This is a genomic window from Streptomyces sp. NWU339 (assembly GCF_003143855.1).
GTDB lineage: Bacteria > Actinomycetota > Actinomycetes > Streptomycetales > Streptomycetaceae > Streptomyces.
This window is the reverse complement of the sequence record NZ_QFRK01000086.1, coordinates 1-16,026: the sequence shown is the minus strand read 5'-3', so window position 1 is coordinate 16,026 and position 16,026 is coordinate 1. Positions and strand designations below refer to the sequence as shown.

General features: G+C 71.1%; 15 protein-coding genes and 1 pseudogene. 8 read left to right on the top strand and 8 right to left on the bottom strand.

The genetic code is table 11. The annotated features are described in order from the left end of the window. Nucleotides 1-435: DUF6328 family protein (locus tag DIZ27_RS41735; RefSeq protein WP_109383534.1), on the top strand; the 435-nt coding region annotated here is incomplete at its 5' end. 104 nt (nucleotides 436-539) lie between these two features. On the opposite strand, the pseudogene DIZ27_RS41730 reads toward DIZ27_RS41735, so the two are convergent. After that, nucleotides 540-1,095: pseudogene (locus DIZ27_RS41730) on the bottom strand (XRE family transcriptional regulator). A 112-nt stretch (nucleotides 1,096-1,207) separates the two neighbouring features. Next, complete coding sequence (locus DIZ27_RS41725; RefSeq protein ID WP_109383532.1) at nucleotides 1,208-1,894, bottom strand: DnaB-like helicase C-terminal domain-containing protein; 687 nt, start codon at nucleotides 1,892-1,894, stop codon at nucleotides 1,208-1,210. On the opposite strand from DIZ27_RS41725, the gene DIZ27_RS41720 reads away from it, so the two are divergent. The 6 genes from DIZ27_RS41720 to DIZ27_RS41695 all read left to right on the top strand — a co-directional run bounded on the left by DIZ27_RS41720 (nucleotide 1,893) and on the right by DIZ27_RS41695 (nucleotide 7,340). After that, the gene (locus DIZ27_RS41720; RefSeq protein WP_109383531.1) at nucleotides 1,893-2,453 is read left to right on the top strand and encodes a hemerythrin domain-containing protein; all 561 of its coding nucleotides are present in this window, start codon (nucleotides 1,893-1,895) and stop codon (nucleotides 2,451-2,453) included. The two genes, DIZ27_RS41725 and DIZ27_RS41720, sit on opposite strands and share 2 nt — an antisense overlap. A gap of 71 nt (nucleotides 2,454-2,524) precedes the next feature. Further along, on the top strand, nucleotides 2,525-2,941 hold the full coding sequence (locus DIZ27_RS41715) for a CBS domain-containing protein (protein ID WP_109383530.1): 417 nt from the start codon (nucleotides 2,525-2,527) through the stop codon (nucleotides 2,939-2,941). Between the two features lie 264 nt (nucleotides 2,942-3,205). Beyond that, nucleotides 3,206-4,360 carry a glycosyltransferase gene (locus tag DIZ27_RS41710; RefSeq protein ID WP_258308845.1) on the top strand — a complete coding sequence of 385 codons (1,155 nt, stop codon included), beginning with the start codon at nucleotides 3,206-3,208 and terminating at the stop codon, nucleotides 4,358-4,360. Then, complete coding sequence (locus DIZ27_RS41705) at nucleotides 4,357-5,457, top strand: glycosyltransferase family 4 protein (RefSeq protein ID WP_258308844.1); 1,101 nt, start codon at nucleotides 4,357-4,359, stop codon at nucleotides 5,455-5,457. The genes DIZ27_RS41710 and DIZ27_RS41705 overlap by 4 nt, the downstream gene beginning before the upstream one ends. Further along, nucleotides 5,454-6,458 carry a glycosyltransferase gene (locus DIZ27_RS41700; RefSeq protein WP_109383528.1) on the top strand — a complete coding sequence of 335 codons (1,005 nt, stop codon included), beginning with the start codon at nucleotides 5,454-5,456 and terminating at the stop codon, nucleotides 6,456-6,458. The genes DIZ27_RS41705 and DIZ27_RS41700 overlap by 4 nt, the downstream gene beginning before the upstream one ends. Nucleotides 6,459-6,470: 12 nt before the next feature. Further along, nucleotides 6,471-7,340: a glycosyltransferase family 2 protein gene (locus DIZ27_RS41695; RefSeq protein ID WP_109383527.1), complete on the top strand. Its 870-nt coding sequence runs from the start codon at nucleotides 6,471-6,473 to the stop codon at nucleotides 7,338-7,340. Between the two features lie 150 nt (nucleotides 7,341-7,490). On the opposite strand, the gene DIZ27_RS41690 is transcribed toward DIZ27_RS41695, so the two are convergent. Beyond that, a complete protein-coding gene (locus tag DIZ27_RS41690; RefSeq protein ID WP_055571498.1) occupies nucleotides 7,491-7,688 on the bottom strand; it encodes a ferredoxin in 198 nt (65 codons plus the stop codon). Between the two features lie 12 nt (nucleotides 7,689-7,700). Next, the gene (locus DIZ27_RS41685) at nucleotides 7,701-8,906 is read right to left on the bottom strand and encodes a cytochrome P450 (RefSeq protein ID WP_109383526.1); all 1,206 of its coding nucleotides are present in this window, start codon (nucleotides 8,904-8,906) and stop codon (nucleotides 7,701-7,703) included. Between the two features lie 532 nt (nucleotides 8,907-9,438). Between DIZ27_RS41685 and DIZ27_RS41680 the strand changes: the two genes are divergently transcribed. Next, entirely contained in the window at nucleotides 9,439-10,407 is a 969-nt protein-coding gene (locus DIZ27_RS41680; RefSeq protein WP_258308843.1) for a ferritin family protein, read from the top strand. 88 nt (nucleotides 10,408-10,495) lie between these two features. On the opposite strand, the gene DIZ27_RS48110 is transcribed toward DIZ27_RS41680, so the two are convergent. The 4 genes from DIZ27_RS48110 to DIZ27_RS41660 form a co-directional block, all read right to left on the bottom strand. Beyond that, nucleotides 10,496-10,624, bottom strand: coding sequence for a hypothetical protein (locus DIZ27_RS48110; protein WP_258308842.1), 129 nt, complete (start codon nucleotides 10,622-10,624; stop codon nucleotides 10,496-10,498). Nucleotides 10,625-10,731: 107 nt separating this feature from the next. Beyond that, complete coding sequence (locus DIZ27_RS41675; RefSeq protein WP_109383525.1) at nucleotides 10,732-11,742, bottom strand: YihY/virulence factor BrkB family protein; 1,011 nt, start codon at nucleotides 11,740-11,742, stop codon at nucleotides 10,732-10,734. A gap of 915 nt (nucleotides 11,743-12,657) precedes the next feature. Continuing rightward, complete coding sequence (locus DIZ27_RS41665; RefSeq protein WP_109383524.1) at nucleotides 12,658-13,236, bottom strand: fasciclin domain-containing protein; 579 nt, start codon at nucleotides 13,234-13,236, stop codon at nucleotides 12,658-12,660. A 732-nt stretch (nucleotides 13,237-13,968) separates the two neighbouring features. After that, nucleotides 13,969-16,026: FAD-binding and (Fe-S)-binding domain-containing protein (locus tag DIZ27_RS41660; protein ID WP_181383968.1), on the bottom strand; the 2,058-nt coding region annotated here is incomplete at its 5' end.

Below are 16,026 nucleotides of genomic sequence, written 5' to 3'. Positions count from 1 at the left end.
GACCGGATGTGGGCCGATCTGCTGCAAGAGCTACGGGTGGCTCAGACCGGTGTGCAAATCCTCTTCGGTTTCCTGCTCATCACCGTCTTCCAGCCCGCCTTCACCGGCCTCGGCGGCACCGACCGGGCCCTCTACGTCGCCGCGGTCACCCTGGGGGCGGCCAGTGCCGGGGCTCTCATCGGCCCGGCCTCCCTGCACCGGATCGTCGTCGGCCGCCGCATCAAGCCCCAGACCGTAAGGCTCGCCTCCCGCATGGCCAAGGCCGGCCTGATGCTGCTCGCGGTGACCACCGTCCTGACCCTGCTCCTGGTGCTGCGGGTGGCTCTCGAGGACACGCTCGCCGCCTGGCTGACCGCCGCCATCGGCGTCTGGCTGATCGCCATATGGTTCGTMCTTCCCGCCTGGGCCGGGCACCACTACACCAGCCGCCGGTAGTCCTGGCCGTCCGCCCYGGGYGCCGGCCCCGGCGGTRATCCGCAGCCCCCACAGCCCAATGCACAGCTGCGCAGCCTCCCACGGTCTGCTGGCGCAGCCCGGCTCTACAGGTCGAACTCCAGGTGCTCCMCATCGGTGAACTCCACTTCCAGGCCGTGGGCGCGGCGGCCGCCGTCGCGGAAGGACACCTCGCCCAGGCCTTCGGCGGCGATGTCGCGTAGCTGCTGCTCACTGGCGTCGGCGTCGTGGGCGTCGAAGAGGCGGGCCGCGTGCTGCGGGGGGCAGGGCGAGGGTGAGGTGGCGGACGCGGGCGTCGTCGGTGGTGCCGGGCGCGACGGTGAAACCGAACCGGGCGCGGGTGCCGACGACCAGGCCGGTGCTGGTGGCCGCCTGCTTTCGGGCCTGGGCACGGATGCGGGGCTGCCGGCGCTCGCGCATCACGCCCTGAAGGCGTCGGGCATGGTCGGCACGGGGCCGACGGATCCGGTCCTTCACGTACCCCTCCACGGCGCGCCGGGAGACGCCGAGCGCGTCGGCCACGGCGCGCGTGCCGTTGAGCTCCCTGACCAGGTGGTGCATCTGAGCGCCGGCGGACTGGGCGGCGGGGCGAGTGAACGCCTGCTGTACGACCCGCTCGAGGCCGTCTTTGACGATGCCCATCGGGCACTCCGTTCATGATCGGCCGTGGGGACCGCCGTGCGGCGTTCCCGGCTGGACTGGGGCAAGTTGTGCCCGGCGGGCGGAACGCGTCACACGGCGGCGTCCAGGACGGTCAGGGGGCGGGTTCTTCGGGGGCGGACATGTCGCGCGGGCGGCTGTAGGGGAACTGGTGGGCCACCGTGACCGTGGCGGTGGGCCCGTTGCGTTGCTTGGCCGCGATCAGGTCGCTCTCCCCGGCCCGCCCGGACTCGGGCTCGTAGTGGTCCTCGCGGTGCAGCAGGAGGATCGCCTCCGCGTCCTGCTCCAGGGCCCCGGAGTCCCGCAGGTCGCTCACCGCCGACCGCTTGTCCTGGCGCTGTTCGAGCCCGCGGTCGAGCCGGGCCGGGGCGATGAGCACGGCGCCGGTGTCGGCGGCGAGGATCTTCAATTCCCGGCTGATCTCGGTCACGCGCTCATAGGGGGACTGCCGGGCGGAGCGCTGGTCGGTCTCCATCAGCTGGAGGTAGTCGACCACGACCAGCGGGGCGCGGCCGGTCTCCCGGATGATGCCCTTGATCCGCGACCGGACGGTGTGGTCGTCGTCCCGTCGTTGGGGGCGCGGGCCGGAGGTGAAAAGGCCCAGCCGAAATTCAGTCGGGTCGGCGGCGATCCATGCTTCGACGCAGGTCTTGTGTACGGCCTCGCCTGCGTGGGAGCGCAGCGGTGCGGGGGTGCGGCAGCGCGTGTGGGAGAGCCCCCGGGGGTACTCGTGGGTGGTCGTCTTCGGCTCACGCCCACAACCGGAGGGACTCTTCGACATGGGACACGGCGGAAATGTGATCGCGGAACTCACCACCGACCACCGGGAAGTCGACGCGCTGTTCGCGCAGATCGAGACCCAGCCGGTCGGCGACCTCCGGCGCCGGGAGCTGGCCGACGAGTTGACCATCGAGCTGGTGCGTCACTCGGTCGCTGAGGAGATGCACCTCTACCCGGCGGTGCGCGAGCACGTCGAGGGCGGGGACGAGATCGCCGACAAGGAACTCACCGACCACGCCGAGGTCGAACAGCACCTCAAGGACCTGGAAGGGCTCGACGCGGAGGACCCGCAGTTCAACCACCTGGTGGCGAAGCTGAAACTGGAGGTGAGCGAGCACGTGCGCGACGAGGAGGACCGGCTGTTCCCCCTGCTCACCGCGGCGTGCACACCCGAAGTCCTGGACGACCTGGGTGGCAAGATCCGCACCGCGAAGAAGACCGCGCCCACCCGCCCGCACCCCTCCGCACCGGACACCCCTCCCGGCAACAAGCTGCTGGGCCCCGGCACGGGGCTGGTGGACCGGGCCCGCGACCTGCTGACCGGCCGCGGCAAGAGCTGAAACGCACGTCGGCACCGCCATGCCTGCGGCTGTCCGGTCGGAGGCAGGAGCCAGAGGGAACGGAGCAGACGATGACCACAGCACGAGAGATCATGACCGAGGGCGCCGAGTGTATCGGCGCTGACGAGCCGGTTCTGCTCGCCGCTCGGAAGATGACCGAGATGGGCGTCGGCGCGCTGCCGATCTGCGGCACGGACGACAAGCTCAAGGGCGTCCTGACCGACCGGGACATCGTCGTCAAGGTCCTGGGAGCAGGTAAGGATCCCGCCTCGACCACCGCCGGCGAGCTGGCCCAGGGCGAAGCCGTCACGATCGGCGCCGACGACGACGCAGCCGAGATCATGCGCACCATGGCCGCGCACAAGGTCCGCCGCCTGCCCGTCATCGACGGCCACCGCCTGGTCGGCATGGTCGCCCAGGCCGATGTGGCCCGTGCCCTGCCCGACCCGCAGGTCGGCGACCTGCTCCAGGCGCTCTCCACCGACTGAACCCGCTCGCCCGCAGACATCCCGGAACCACGGCGCACTGCAACCGCAGGCCGACCACGGCGCGCCGGGCCGTTCCATGGGCTTGGGCCACCCCCAAGAAGCCGTCGCATTCGCCTGGACGGCCGAGTCCGGCATGCTGCGCGCCCTCCAACGGGGATCGTGACCGCGATGGATGCAATCTCCCTCGTGCCCTGTGCGGCACGGCGTCCTGCGGGGACTCGAAGGTATGGGGCGCCCCCAGCGTGATGGAACGAGGAGACAGCTGTGCCTGAACCGTTCGCCCACCGCAGTCCTGCGAAGCCGACACCGGGTGTCGGTACGGACCCGCCGTCGAGCCGTGATCCCAACCCGGTGCTCGGGACCGCCGATACCATCCGGGTCGCCTCGGTCCCCGCCGGACATGTCTACGTGCGCCATCTGTCCCCGCCCGAGGGCGACCGCGTGGTCCGTCTGGCCGATCCCCGGCCCTGCGGCGCCCCCAGCGGGTCCCAGCATTGGTGGCCACCGGTCATGCTCAGCCCGGACTGGGTCGACGAACACAGCGGCACCTTCGATGTCTTCCACCTCCACTTCGGCTTCGACGCGCAGAGCCCTTCGGTATTGCGGGAACTCGTCGGGGCCCTGCGCAGGAACGGCAAACCGTTCGTCTACACCGTCCACGACCTCGCCAATCCCCACCATCACGACGAGGGCGAGCACCGGGCGCAGCTGGACGTACTCGTCCCCGCGGCGGACCGGCTCATCACCCTCACCCCGGGAGCGGCGGAAGAGATCACCGCACGCTGGGGCCGCACCGCGCTGGTCCTGCCGCACCCGCACGTGGTCGAACCGGCCGGCCTCGTACGACCCCGGCCCGAACGGGACAGGTTCACGGTCGGCGTGCACGCCAAAAGCATCCGCCCCAACATGGACCCGCTGCCCGTGACCAGGGTGCTCGCCGACGCGCTGTCGGAACTGCCCGACGCGATGTTGCGCATCGACTGCCACCCGGAGATCGACGACCCGGCAAGCCACTGGTACGCGCCCGGAGTGCTCGACGAACTGCGCGAGCTGGACCGCAAGGGGCGGCTGGAGCTGAGCGTCCACGACTACTTCGACGACGACGAGCTGTGGGACTACCTGATCGGCCTCGACGTGTCCGTGCTGCCCTATCGCTTCGGCACCCACTCCGGGTGGCTGGAGGCGTGCCACGACCTGGGGACCACCGTCCTCGCCCCGTCCTGCGGGTTCTACACACAACAACGGCCATGTCTCACCTACGGCCACGACCGACGGGGGCTGGGCGCGGAGTCGCTGCGCGAGGCGGTGCGCGCCGCCTACGACGAGCGCCCCACCTGGCGGGCCGCGCCGGAGAACCGCCGGGCCGAACGCCTCCGGGTCGCCCGGGAACACGAAGCGCTCTACGCGGACCTGCTGTGACGGCTGCTGTGCGGCCCGCGCCGCCACCCGGACCCGCCCCCCTGCGGATCGCCCTGATCGCCTCCGCCCGGCACCCGATCCGTGACCCCTTCGCCGGCGGTCTCGAAGCGCACACCTGGACGCTGTCCAAGGCCCTGCGCGCCCGCGGTCACGAGGTCACCGTCTTCGCGGGACCGGACTCCGACCCCGCCCTGGGGGTCGTGGAGATGCCGTTGCGCCCCTCCAGGATCAGCGAGGGCGCCCGCCGGGACCCGAGCATGGTGGCTTCGCAGTGGCTGGAGGAGCACCACGCCTACCTCCAGTTGATGCTCGACATCTCGGGTAGGCCGGCCCGGTACGACATCGTGCACAACAACAGCCTGCATTACCTGCCGGTGGCGATGGCCGCCGCGCTCTCCGTCCCCGTCGTCACCACCCTGCACACCCCGCCCACCCCGTGGCTCGAATCGGCCATCCAGGCGGCGCCGCACTGCCCGGTGCGATTCAGCGCGGTCAGCGACCACACCGCCGCGGCCTGGCGGCACGTCGTGCCCGCCGCCACCGTGGTGCGCAACGGCATCGACACCCGGCGCTGGCATTACGGCCCCGGCGGGGAGGAGCTGGTCTGGTCGGGGCGGATCGTGCCCGAGAAGGGCGCGCACCTGGCGATCGAGGCCGCACAGCTGGCCGGCCGGGGGCTGCGACTTGCGGGCCCCGTGGGTGACACGGAGTACTTCGAGGCATGCATCCACCCCCGGCTGGACCGCACGATCACCTATGCGGGACACCTTTCCCAGCCCGAACTGTGCGAACTGGTCGGCTCGTCGGCGGCGGCCGTCGTCACCCCTTGCTGGGACGAACCGTACGGACTGGTGATCGCGGAGGCCCTGGCCTGCGGCACACCGGTGTGCGGGTTCGCCCGCGGCGCGCTGCCGGAGATCGTCACGGGCGACTGCGCCCGGCTCGTACCGCCCGGCGACTGCGCGGCGCTCGCGAAAGTCGTCGAACCGACGATCGGCCTGTCCAGGGCCGACGCCCGGAGGCACGCGGAAGCCTTCTGCTCCATGGAGGTCATGACCCGCAGCTACGAGCGCTTCTACCGGTCGGTGTCGGAATGATCGGCTACTACGTGCACCACCAGGGCAGCGGTCATCTGCACCGTGCCCGGGCCGTCGCCGCGCACTGCCCCCTGCCGGTGACGGGCCTGTCCGCCCTGCCCGCCCCCGACGACTGGTCGGGCCATTGGGTACGTCTGCCGAGGGACGACGACGGTGACCCCGCGGCGTTCGGCGACGTGACGGCGGGCGGCCGACTGCACTGGGCGCCCGTCCGGCACCCCGGATTCCGCAGGCGCATGGCCCTGATCGCGCAGTGGATCACGGCGGCCTCACCCCGGCTCATGGTGTCCGACGTCTCGGTCGAAGTGGCCCTGCTGGCGCGGCTCATGGGGACTCCCGTCGCGGTGGCGGCCATGCGGGGCGAGCGAACCGACCCCCCGCACCGTACGGCCTACGACATGGCCGACCTGCTCCTCGCCCCCTGGCCGGCCGCGCTGCCCGAGCCCGGCTGGCCGGAGCACTGGCGGGCCAAGACGGTCCACACCGGTGCGTTCTCCCGCTTCGACGGTCGCCCGCGCCCCGATCCGGTCGAGCGGCCTGTGACTCCACGGCGCGTGCTGCTCCTCATGGGGTCGGGCGGAACCGACGTCTCACCCGGCGAGGTGAAGGCCGCGCAGGCAGCCACCCCCGACTGGCGGTGGACGACGCTCGGCGGCCCGGACGGCGCATGGTCGGCCGACCCGTGGCCCGCCCTGTGCGCGGCGGACGTCGTGGTCACCCACGCAGGTCAGAACGCACTGGCCGAGTGCGCCGCCGCGCGCCGTCCCGCGGTGGTCGTACCGCAGGAGCGGCCCTTCGGCGAACAGGCCGCCACGGGACGCGCCCTGACCCGCGGCCGACTCGCGGTCGTCGCCCCCCGGTGGCCGGAAGCCGAGGACTGGCCCGCGCTGCTGGAACAGGCCTGCGCGCACGGCGGGGACCGGTGGTCGCAGTGGGCGCCCGGCGACGGCGCCGCCCGGGCCGCGGCCGCCCTCGCCGGCGCCGTGTGCCGTGTGCCGTGAGCGAGTCCTCTGATGCGCACCGCCGTAATCACCCCCACAGCCGGCCGGCACGGGCATCTCACCCTGCAACAGGCCGGACTCGCCGCCGGCTCATGCCCACCGGAACAGTACGTCGTCGTCTCCATGGACGACCCGGGCTTGAACGCCGTCCTCACCGGCCGGCGGCCCACCGCGACAATCGTCGACTGCCCGGTACGCAACGGGAAACTGCCCCTGGCCCGCGCCCGAAACCTCGGCGCCGCCCACGCCCTGAAGCACGGCGCTGAGCTGTTGGTCTTCCTGGACGTCGACTGCATCCCCGGCGAACGACTGCTGGAGCGCTACACGCAGGTGGCCCGCGACCTCGCCCACCACCGCTCCCTGCTCTGCGGCACCGTCGCCTACCTGCCACCGCCGGACCCCACCGGCTACCGCCTGGCCGACCTCCCCACGCTCGCCGAACCTCACCCCGACCGCCCCGCCCCCGCGCCCGGCGAGACCCGCGACGGCACGGACCACACCCTGTTCTGGTCGCTGTCCTTCGCCCTGACCGCCGACACCTGGCACGCCGTCGGCGGCTTCTGCGAGGAGTACGAGGGGTACGGCGGCGAGGACACCGACTACGGCCAGCGGGCCCGCACAGCCGGTGTCCGGCTCACTTGGGTGGGCGGCGCACCAGCCTTCCACCAGTACCACCCGGTCTCCAGCCCGCCGGTGGGGCACCTCGATGACATCCTGCGCAACGCCGAAATCTTCCGCAGTCACTGGGGGTGGTGGCCGATGAAAGGCTGGCTCGACGCGTTCGCCGACCGCGGACTGATCCGCTGGAACCGCTCCGCCGCGCGCTGGGAGCACGCCCCGGCCGCCGGAGCCGACGCGACCACGGCGAACCCGGGCGAGTGAAGACCAACTCGATCTGAACCGCCCCGGCTCCCATGGAGGCTCTGACGTGCCCCGGCTTACGTGGAGTCGAGTTGCTGGAGTCCAGTGTCCTGCGCCGCCTGGGCCACGGCCCGCCGCCGCACGCGGCGGACCGTCGGTCGGCGTGGCCCGCTACTCGTCCTCGGACAGCGTGATGGCGCCCACGGGGCAGGCGCGGGCGGCCTCCCGGACCAGCGGGTCGCCGGCTCCGTCCTCCCGGCCGGGCAGCAGGGCGCTGAAGCCGTCGTCGTCCTGGGTGAACACTCCCGGCGCGGTCAGGGCGCACTGTCCGGCACCGATGCAGCGGTCCTTGTCGATCTCGATGTGCATGACGGCAGCCCCTTACCAGCTGACGGGGAGTTCCAGCATCCCCTGGATGGTGTTGCCAGGTTTGAAGGGGATCTCCTCCGGCGGGGCGGCGAGCCGGAGCCCGGGCAGCCGTTCGAGGAGCGCGCGCAGGGCGATCTCCAGCTCGGTGCGGGCGAGGTTCTGGCCGAGGCACTGGTGGATGCCGAAGCCGAAGGCGACGTGGTGACGGGTCGAGCGGTGGAAGTCGAGCGTGTCGGGCGCCGGATAGACGTCCTCATCGCGGTTGATGACGGAGGTGGAGAAGACCACGCCGTCCCCGGCCCTGATCGTGGTCCCGGCGATCTCGATGTCCTCGGTGGCCAACCGCAGCAGCCCGTCCGCGATGGACAGCATCCGCATGAGTTCCTCGATCGCGCCCGGCAGCAGCGAGGGGTCGGCGCGCAGTTCGGCCAGCCGGTCGGGGTGCAGCAAGAGCGTGTAGGTGCCGAGGGAGATCATGTTGGCCGTGGTCTCGTGGCCCGCGACCAGGAGGATCATCGCCAGCGCGGTCAGCTCCTCGCGGTCCAGCTCGCCCTCGCGCAGCCGCTGCTGGACCAGTTCGTCCAGCAGGCCCTCGCCGGGCTGCCGCTGCTTGTGGTCGATCAGTTCCTCCAGGTACGCCGCCAGCCGGTCCCGGGCGTCCTGCGTCTCCTCGGCCGTCGGTCCCCGCAGCAGCCGCCTCGACTGCTCCTCGAAGAACTCGTGGTCGGCGTAGGGCACGCCGAGCAGGGCGCAGATCACCATGGACGGAACCGGCAGCGCGAAGGCGCGCACCAGGTCGACGGGCGGCCCCTGCGCGATCATCGCGTCCAGCAGTTCGTCGACGATCTCCTGGATGCGCGGCCTCAGCTCGGTGGCGCGCTTGAGGGTGAAGCTCGGGATCATCATCCGCCGCTGGGTGCGGTGCTTGGGGTCGTCGACGCCCAGGAGTGCCGGCTTGCGGTCACGGACCGCGGCGAAGCGGGGCGTGGTGACGGGGAAGCCCGAGCGGGTGCGGTCCGTGGACAGCCGGGGGTCCGCCAGCAGGTCGCGAGCGACGGCGTGGCCGGTCACGAGCCAGGCCGGGCGGCCGTCGTAGAGCTGGATGCGCGCCAGTGGCCGGGAGGTGCGCAGCGGGTCGTACCCGGTGGGCGGGTGATAGGGGCAGGTCCGGTCCTGGGGGAAGGAGACGGGCTCGGACAGTTCGGTCAGGTCTGTCATGGAAGACCTCGCAGACGGAGGATGCGTCGTGCCGATCTTCTATAGATGCCCGGCGCACCCAGGTGCACGACATGAAGTTCGGCCAGATCGGGGACCTGCGGGACCTGGCTGGGAACCACCCGTTTCGCATAGTAGTTCGGTTGCCGCCCGAACGGCACGGGATACAGGATCCGGCCGTGTCCACGACCGATGTGTTCTGGCCGCTGCCGCCGCCGACCTCTCCGCGGTCAGGTCCCTCTCCACGTCGGCGAGCCGGGTGTGGCCCTGCTGACTGTCGTCGGGCACCAGATGTGTGCGCCCAGGGACATCGCCGCTTTGTCCGTACGCCTCGTCTCGTTCAGCCGGAGGCGGTTGACCACGGGAAAGGGCAGGAAAACGGCCTGCCGGGACGAGCGGAACAGGTCGACGAAAAGGCACATGATTACTCTGTGTATCCACCCGGATGGGTGACGTGAAGGGGCGGTGGTGTGCGTGTGCGGGTGGCATGAGGAGCGTCCGCACCCAGAAGGGTGCGCCCCGAAAGGAGGACCTCGTGTTCCGCCATTCGACACGTACGTTCGTAGTGGGTCTGTGCGCACTGACCGCCGCCGCGCCGGCGGCGCCGGCCCTGGCCGCCCCGGCCGGAGGGGCACCGCCCCCGGCGCCGCACACCATCGCCCGGGCCCTGCACACGCAGACCATCGCCGACCTGACCACCGCCATGCGGGACTCGGGGTACGCCTACGCCGCCTACGGTCTCTTCGCCGCCGAGGCCGACCGCCAGGGCCTCCCGGCCGTCGCCCAGCTCTTCCGCGGCACGGCGCAGACCGAGCTGGACAAACACCTGCGCGAGGCCGCCACCCTGGCCGGAACCGTCGGATCGAACGCGGCCAACCTGCGCCAGGCCATCGAGGGCGAGACCTACGAGCACGAGGTCATGTACCGCCGTTTCGCCGAGCAGGCCCGGCAGGACGGGGACCTCGAGGCCGCGAAGCTCTTCGACGAGATCGCCGCGGACGAGGGCCGCCACCGCAACGCCTTCCGCACGGCCCTCGAGGTCGTGAACACCGGCCGCGGCACCATCCCGGCGCCGCCGAAGGCCGACATGGTGCCGGTGCCCGCCGGGCTGCCGAAGGTGAAGGCCGCCCGCACCAAGGCCAACCTGGACACCGCCATGCACGGCGAGGGGCTCGCCCACGCCAAGTACATGCTCTTCGCCGCCCACGCCAAGCAGACCGGCAACGCCGCGCTGGCCCGCCTGTGGGAGGGCACGGCCGAGGTCGAACTGCACGAGCACTTCGCCGGGGAGGCGGTGCTGGCCGGTCTGGTGCGCGAGACCAGGGAGAACCTGCGCGAGGCCGTCACCAGTGAGCGTCACGGGGCGACCATGCTGTACCCGGAGTTCGCCGAGCGGGCCACCGCCGTCGGTGACAGCGCCGCCGCCCGCTTCTTCCGCGACACCGCCGCGGACGAGGCCCGGCACGCCGCCGCCTTCCAGAAGGCGCTCGACCAGATGGGCTGACCGCCCGGGCCCACCCGGAGGGCCGCAGCAGCACGCGAGGCAGTCCGGCCGACGCCTCATACGGGCCGGCCGGACTGCCTCCGGCGCGTCACCGCCCGGCGCCGGACCGGCTCGTCGAGAAACGGCCCTGCCAGGCCGCCTTCGCACCCGAGTCACCGATCCGGTGCACCTGGTTGGCCGCGCCGACGGCCACGACCAGGGCGATCGCCAATGCCACGACGCGCACCACAACAGAAGAAGCCGCCCCGCCCTCGAACGAAGAGGAGATCGGGTGTGGTACTGGCGGGGCCGGTCAGCCGGAGCCCCTGGCCGCCCCCGGCCCCCTCAGAGGTCGTCGGGGGGTTGTTCGCGCCGGGGCTTCGGCGGCGGCTCGAAGTGCACCCGGACCTTCTGAAAGCCCTTGAACGTCTCGGTGACGGCGTAGGACTGGTAGGCGCGACGGTCACCCGCGCTGAGGTCCACTCGGTCCGTGAACGGCGTCAGCAGGCTCCGCGGCCACAGCCGCAGCAGCCGGACGGCTCCGACCTCGGCAGCCGTGACGAAGATGAGCGCCCCCACATAGAGCCAGGCGAGCAGCCCCAGGACGATGCCGAACAGGCCGTAGGTGGCTGTGCTCCCGCGCAGGACATGGCTGACGTAATAGGTGCCCACCCATTGCAGCCCCTGCCACACGCAGGCAGCGCCGAGCGCGATCATGACGAGTCCGCGCAGCGGCAGCTCCCGCTGCGTCAGCAAGCGGTAGCTCACGAGGAGCAGCGAGGTGGTGAGGCCCACGGACGCCACCGTGGCGGCGATCCAGGCCCCGCCCCACAGCCGCGCGCCGAACAGGTACGTCTGCGAGGCCACGACGGACAGCAGGGTGAACGCGCACAGCCCGAGTGCCAGGATCAGCAGGAACAGCAGCCCCTTGAGCCGTGAGCGGAAGGGGTCCGGCCGGGCGTGCCGGGGCACTGCCCAGATCTTGTTGAGGGCGTACTGCGCTGCCTGGGCCACGCCCAGAGAGCCGTAGATGCTGCCCACGATGCCCACGGCGAGTGCGGTACCGCTGCCGTGGAAGGAGTGGATGTTGCCGGCGATCTGGTCGCCGATGACGGGGAACTTGCTCAGGGCCGAGTCGAGGACCCGCTGGCGCAGGGCGGGATCGTTGCTGAGGAAGGTGCTCAGGACGGTGACGAGGATGAGGAGGAGCGGGAAGAGGGAGAGGAAGCCGTAGTAGGTGAGGAGGGCGGCGAGGTACAGGGCTTGGTCGTCGTAGAACTTGTACAGCACGGCGAGTGGCAGTCCCACCCAGCGGTGACCTCGCTGGTAGCGGTCCAGACGCTCGTGGAGTGTCATCGTTCGCGCCTTTCCCGAGGCCCGAGGCGTTCGTTGTGCCAGGCGATGGCGCGTCTGGTCTCAGGTTCGTGCAGCCCGGTCCGGCATCCCAGTCACTCAAGGGTGAGGACGGACGGGCCGGCGGTTTGGCCGACGGCACACCTGCACCGGCCGTCCACGCACGTCGGAGGACCGGCGTCGGGGAGATCTCACATCCGTTCCTTCAAGCCCGCCCGGAGCAGCCAGGCGTTCACGGGCCACGCGGTGAAAAAGACCGAGCAGCATTGACACCTGCATCAGCATCCAGTATGCGGCCGACGTCTTCGGCAGCCCCGGGAAGAAGTTGACCTCCTGACCGGTCTTCGGCCACGAAGATCCAGGCCGAGCCGAGCCGACCCGGCCACCCATCGCCGCCTCCACGGTCTGGGAGATCCTCAACGCCGCGAGTGTCGACCCGGCGCCGCGCTCGGCACGAGGCTGTAGGCACCGGAGTCACCGCCCGGGAGTGGGCCGGGCACCAGGCGCGGGCCCTCGCCACCGGCCCGGGCATGCGCAGAAAGTCCCCGCGGTTCCTGCTGCGGGACCGCGACGGCACGTACGGTGCAACGTTCGCCGCGGTCTTCGGGGCCGGGGAGCCGGAGGTGCTCTTGAGTGTCCCGCGGGTTCCCCGGACGAACGCCCACGGCACTACAACGCCCGCCCACCTCACCAGGCCCGACAGCGACTACCGCCCGACGCCGAGGAACGGCCCGACGTCGCAGTGCACGCCCTCGACATCCGCCGGGTGCTGCGGACCCAGGCCCCCTCGGCGGCATGATCGGCGAGTACCGCCACACCGCTTGACCGACGACGACGATTCTTCGAACGGCACGGGGCACACCCGCCCCGAGTGGACTCGGGTCGGGTGTGCCCCGTGCCGGGAACGAGAGCCATGCGTCAGGACGGGGGCTGGAGGACCGTATCGATGACGTAGACGGTGGCGTTCGCGGTCTTGATGTTGCCGCAGACGATGTTCGCCTTGCCGTTGACCTTGAAGTCGGTGCCCGAGCCCGACGTGGTCAGTTTGCTGCCTTCCACCGTCGTGAAGGAGCCCTTGGGGAGTTCGTTCGGGGTGATCTTCTTGTCCACCACGTGGTAGGTCAGCACCTTCTTCAACTGCTCCTGATTGCCGAGCAGCGAGTTGAGCTGCGACACAGTCACCTTCTGGAAAGCCTGGTTGTTGGGGGCGAAGACGGTGATGTCGGTTTTCCCGTCGAGGGTGCCGATCAGGTTCGCCCTGGCCGCGGCTGCGACCAGCTGGCTGAGTTGCGGGTATGCGGCCGCAGCCTCTATGAGCTTGTCCTTGGACGTGTCGGCCTTCTGGGAGAGCGCCGAACAGCCGGGGCCGAACGTCCCCGACGGGCTGGGAGACGCGTCCTGTGCGTGGCTCTGCGCCGCCAGACCTCCGAGCGCGAGCGGGATGGCGACCACAGCTGCCGCGGCGGCTTTCGCTGTACGCATGCGGGTGAACCTCATCGCAACCTTCTTCCCGTGGAGGCGTGAACACTGCAGAGGTTTGGACTGCGGAAGTCCTCGTTTCCGCTGGGCGGGGTAGGGGGCGGCTGCTGCGCCCGGCCTCGGGCCATCATCACCCGGTCACTCAGCGAGCGTATTGGCAGGCGCTGGTGACCGCATCTCGAAGCCCGGAAGCGGTGAACTCCCCGCCCCGCTGAACCGCGGCCTGCCGGAGTCGCGGTATTGACGCCTTCAGGTGCTGCGGCCAGTGCCTGAAGACCGCGCTTGCGAAGCGACACACCTGAGCCTGACGCTGAAGCTCTTGAGGTCAGCCGCTGACGGCTCGCCAGGACTTCAGGCGAGGGGTACCGCGTCGGTCCGGGAGGTCCTGGAACGCGGTCGGCGGACGGACGTGGGCGCTTCGTCGGCCGGTGACAGACCGCTGAGGCACTCGATGTTCACGGGGATGGCCGTGCACACGTGCCGTAGGTGGGCCTTCGACTGCCCCCCGGTAGCGGCAGTGGCACATGTCGTGCCCGTGGGCGAACTCGTTGACGGTGCCCTCCACTCCGGAGCGGACCGCACAGCGGGCCTGCCACTCGGGCTTCTGCTGCCCGGCGCGGACGCGGACTTGCAGGTAGCGGAGTTCTCGCGGGGGAAAGCCCGCAGTGCGGGCGCTTTCGCGGGAGCTGGTGCACATCACCCCGGTGCAAGGGGTGCGGTCCTGGCGGAGGAGTGGGTGAGGGCCCCGGTTCAGTGGCGTGCCGCGCGGACGCCGAGAGCGGTGACGGCGGCGCCCAGAAGGGCGGCGGCCGAGACGCGCAGGGCACGCTCCCGCCACGGCGGGGTGGGGCGCGAGGGGCCGTTCCGCTCGGGCCGACCGGGCACGGCGTGCGGACTTCGTCCTCGGAGGTCTCGGGCCAGCTTCATCACCTCGGCTACGTGCAGTGCCCGGCGTCCGGTGCCGGCGTCCTCGATCTGCGTCTTGCAGGAGAAGCCGTCGGCCACCACCACGCAGTCGTCCTCGGCGTCCCGTACGGCGGGCAGGAGGGCCTGCTCGCCGCAGTCCAGGGAGATCTCGTACTTGCCGGACTCGAAGCCCCACGATCCGGCCAGGCCGCAGCAGCCGCCCTGGAGGTCGTTCACCTCCAAGCCCATGTCCTCCAGCAGTTGGCGGTCGGGACTCATGCCGCCGGTGGCCCGCTGGTGGCAGTGTCCCCACAGGAGCGCCTTGCCGTCGAGGGCGGGCGGCCGGATGCCGAAGGTCTGGAAGAACTCCGCGAAATGGTAGGCGTTGCGGGTGAGCCGCTTGGCGTCGTCGTCGTGCGGCAGCAGTTTGGGCAGCTCGTCCTTGAAGACGGCCAGGCAGCTGGGTTCCATGCCGACGACGGGCGTTCCGGCCCGCAGTTCGGGCCGCAGGACGTCCAGCACCCGGCGCAGGTAGCGTTCGGCGGTGTCCAGGAAGCCGTAGTCGTACAGCGGCCGGCCGCAGCAGATGTGCTGTTCGGGCATGATGACCCGCCAGCCCGCCGCCTCGATCGCCTCCACGCACGCCACACCGACCTGGGTGTGGAAGTGGTTGTTGAATGTGTCGGGGAAGAGGACGACGGGCCGTCCGGTCGGGTTGGCGGTGCCGCCGCGTCGGGCGAACCAGTCCTGGAGCGTCATCGGCGCGAACCGGGGCAGCGGGCGCCTGCGGTCGATGCCCGCGGCCAGCTTGGCCAGCCGGGACAGCCCCGGAGTCTGGGTGGCGATGTTGGCCAGCTCGGGAATACGTGAGGCGATCCGAGCGGTCCGGTCGATGAAGCCGAAGGCGTAGGCGTACCGGGGGCGCCACCGCCGGGCCGACTTGAAGTGGTGGTGGAGGAACTCCGCCTTGTAGGTGGGCATGTCGACGTTGACGGGGCAGTCGTTGGTGCAGCCCTTGCAGGCCAGGCAGAGGTCGAGGGCCTCCTTGACCTCCTTCGACTGCCAGCCGTCGGTGATCACGTCGCCCTTGAGCATCTCGTACAGCAGCCGGGCCCGGCCGCGGGTGGTGTGCTTCTCCTCGCGGGTCACCTGGTAGCTGGGGCACATCGTCGTCTCGGCCCGCGGGACGCGGCACTTGCCGATGCCGACACAGCGCAGGGTGGCGTGGGCGAAGTCGCCGCCGTCCTCCGGATAGGCGAACTTCAGCGGGATGCGCGGGGGGTTGTAGTCGGTGCCGAGTTTGAGGTTCTCGTCCATCCGGTAGGGGTCGACGACCTTGCCGGGGTTCATCTTGGCCTGCGGGTCCCAGACGGCCTTGAACTCACGCATGGCCTGGACCAGTTCGGGACCGTACTGCTTCTCCAGCAGTTCACCGCGCTGCTGGCCGTCCCCGTGCTCGCCGGACACCGACCCGCCGAGGGCGACGACCAGGTCGGCGGCGTCCTCGATGAACGCCCGGTACGTGGCCAGGCCGTCGGCGGTGCGGAGGTCGAAGCTGAGCCGGCAGTGGATGCAGCCCTGGCCGAAGTGCCCGTACATGGCGCCCTTGATGCCGTGCCGGTCCATGACCTCGCGCAGCTTGCGCACGTACTCGCCGAGCCGGTCGGGCGGGACGGCGGAGTCCTCCCAGCCGGGCCAGTGGTCCTTGCCGTCGGGTGGGAACGCGGTCGAGCCGAGACCGCCCTCCCGGATCGCCCACAGGTGCTCGCTGGTGCCGCCCTCCTGTTTGCTCTTGGCGACGCGGATGCGGTCGCGGGCGTACCCCTTGTCGCCCGTGAGCCACTCGATGAACCGGTGGGCCCGGTCGACGGACTCCTCGGTGGTGTCCGCGCCGAACTGGAC

Excerpts from the sequence above, each read along its gene's own strand:
- DIZ27_RS41695 (WP_109383527.1), top strand. The coding sequence starts at position 6,471 with ATGCGCACCGCCGTAATCACCCCCACAGCCGGCCGGCACGGGCATCTC.
- DIZ27_RS41665 (WP_109383524.1), bottom strand. The coding sequence starts at position 13,236 with ATGAGGTTCACCCGCATGCGTACAGCGAAAGCCGCCGCGGCAGCTGTG.
- DIZ27_RS41700 (WP_109383528.1), top strand. The coding sequence starts at position 5,454 with ATGATCGGCTACTACGTGCACCACCAGGGCAGCGGTCATCTGCACCGT.
- DIZ27_RS41720 (WP_109383531.1), top strand. The coding sequence starts at position 1,893 with ATGGGACACGGCGGAAATGTGATCGCGGAACTCACCACCGACCACCGG.
- DIZ27_RS41690 (WP_055571498.1), bottom strand. The coding sequence starts at position 7,688 with ATGCACATCGAGATCGACAAGGACCGCTGCATCGGTGCCGGACAGTGC.
- DIZ27_RS41685 (WP_109383526.1), bottom strand. The coding sequence starts at position 8,906 with ATGACAGACCTGACCGAACTGTCCGAGCCCGTCTCCTTCCCCCAGGAC.
- DIZ27_RS41725 (WP_109383532.1), bottom strand. The coding sequence starts at position 1,894 with ATGTCGAAGAGTCCCTCCGGTTGTGGGCGTGAGCCGAAGACGACCACC.
- DIZ27_RS41715 (WP_109383530.1), top strand. The coding sequence starts at position 2,525 with ATGACCACAGCACGAGAGATCATGACCGAGGGCGCCGAGTGTATCGGC.
- DIZ27_RS41675 (WP_109383525.1), bottom strand. The coding sequence starts at position 11,742 with ATGACACTCCACGAGCGTCTGGACCGCTACCAGCGAGGTCACCGCTGG.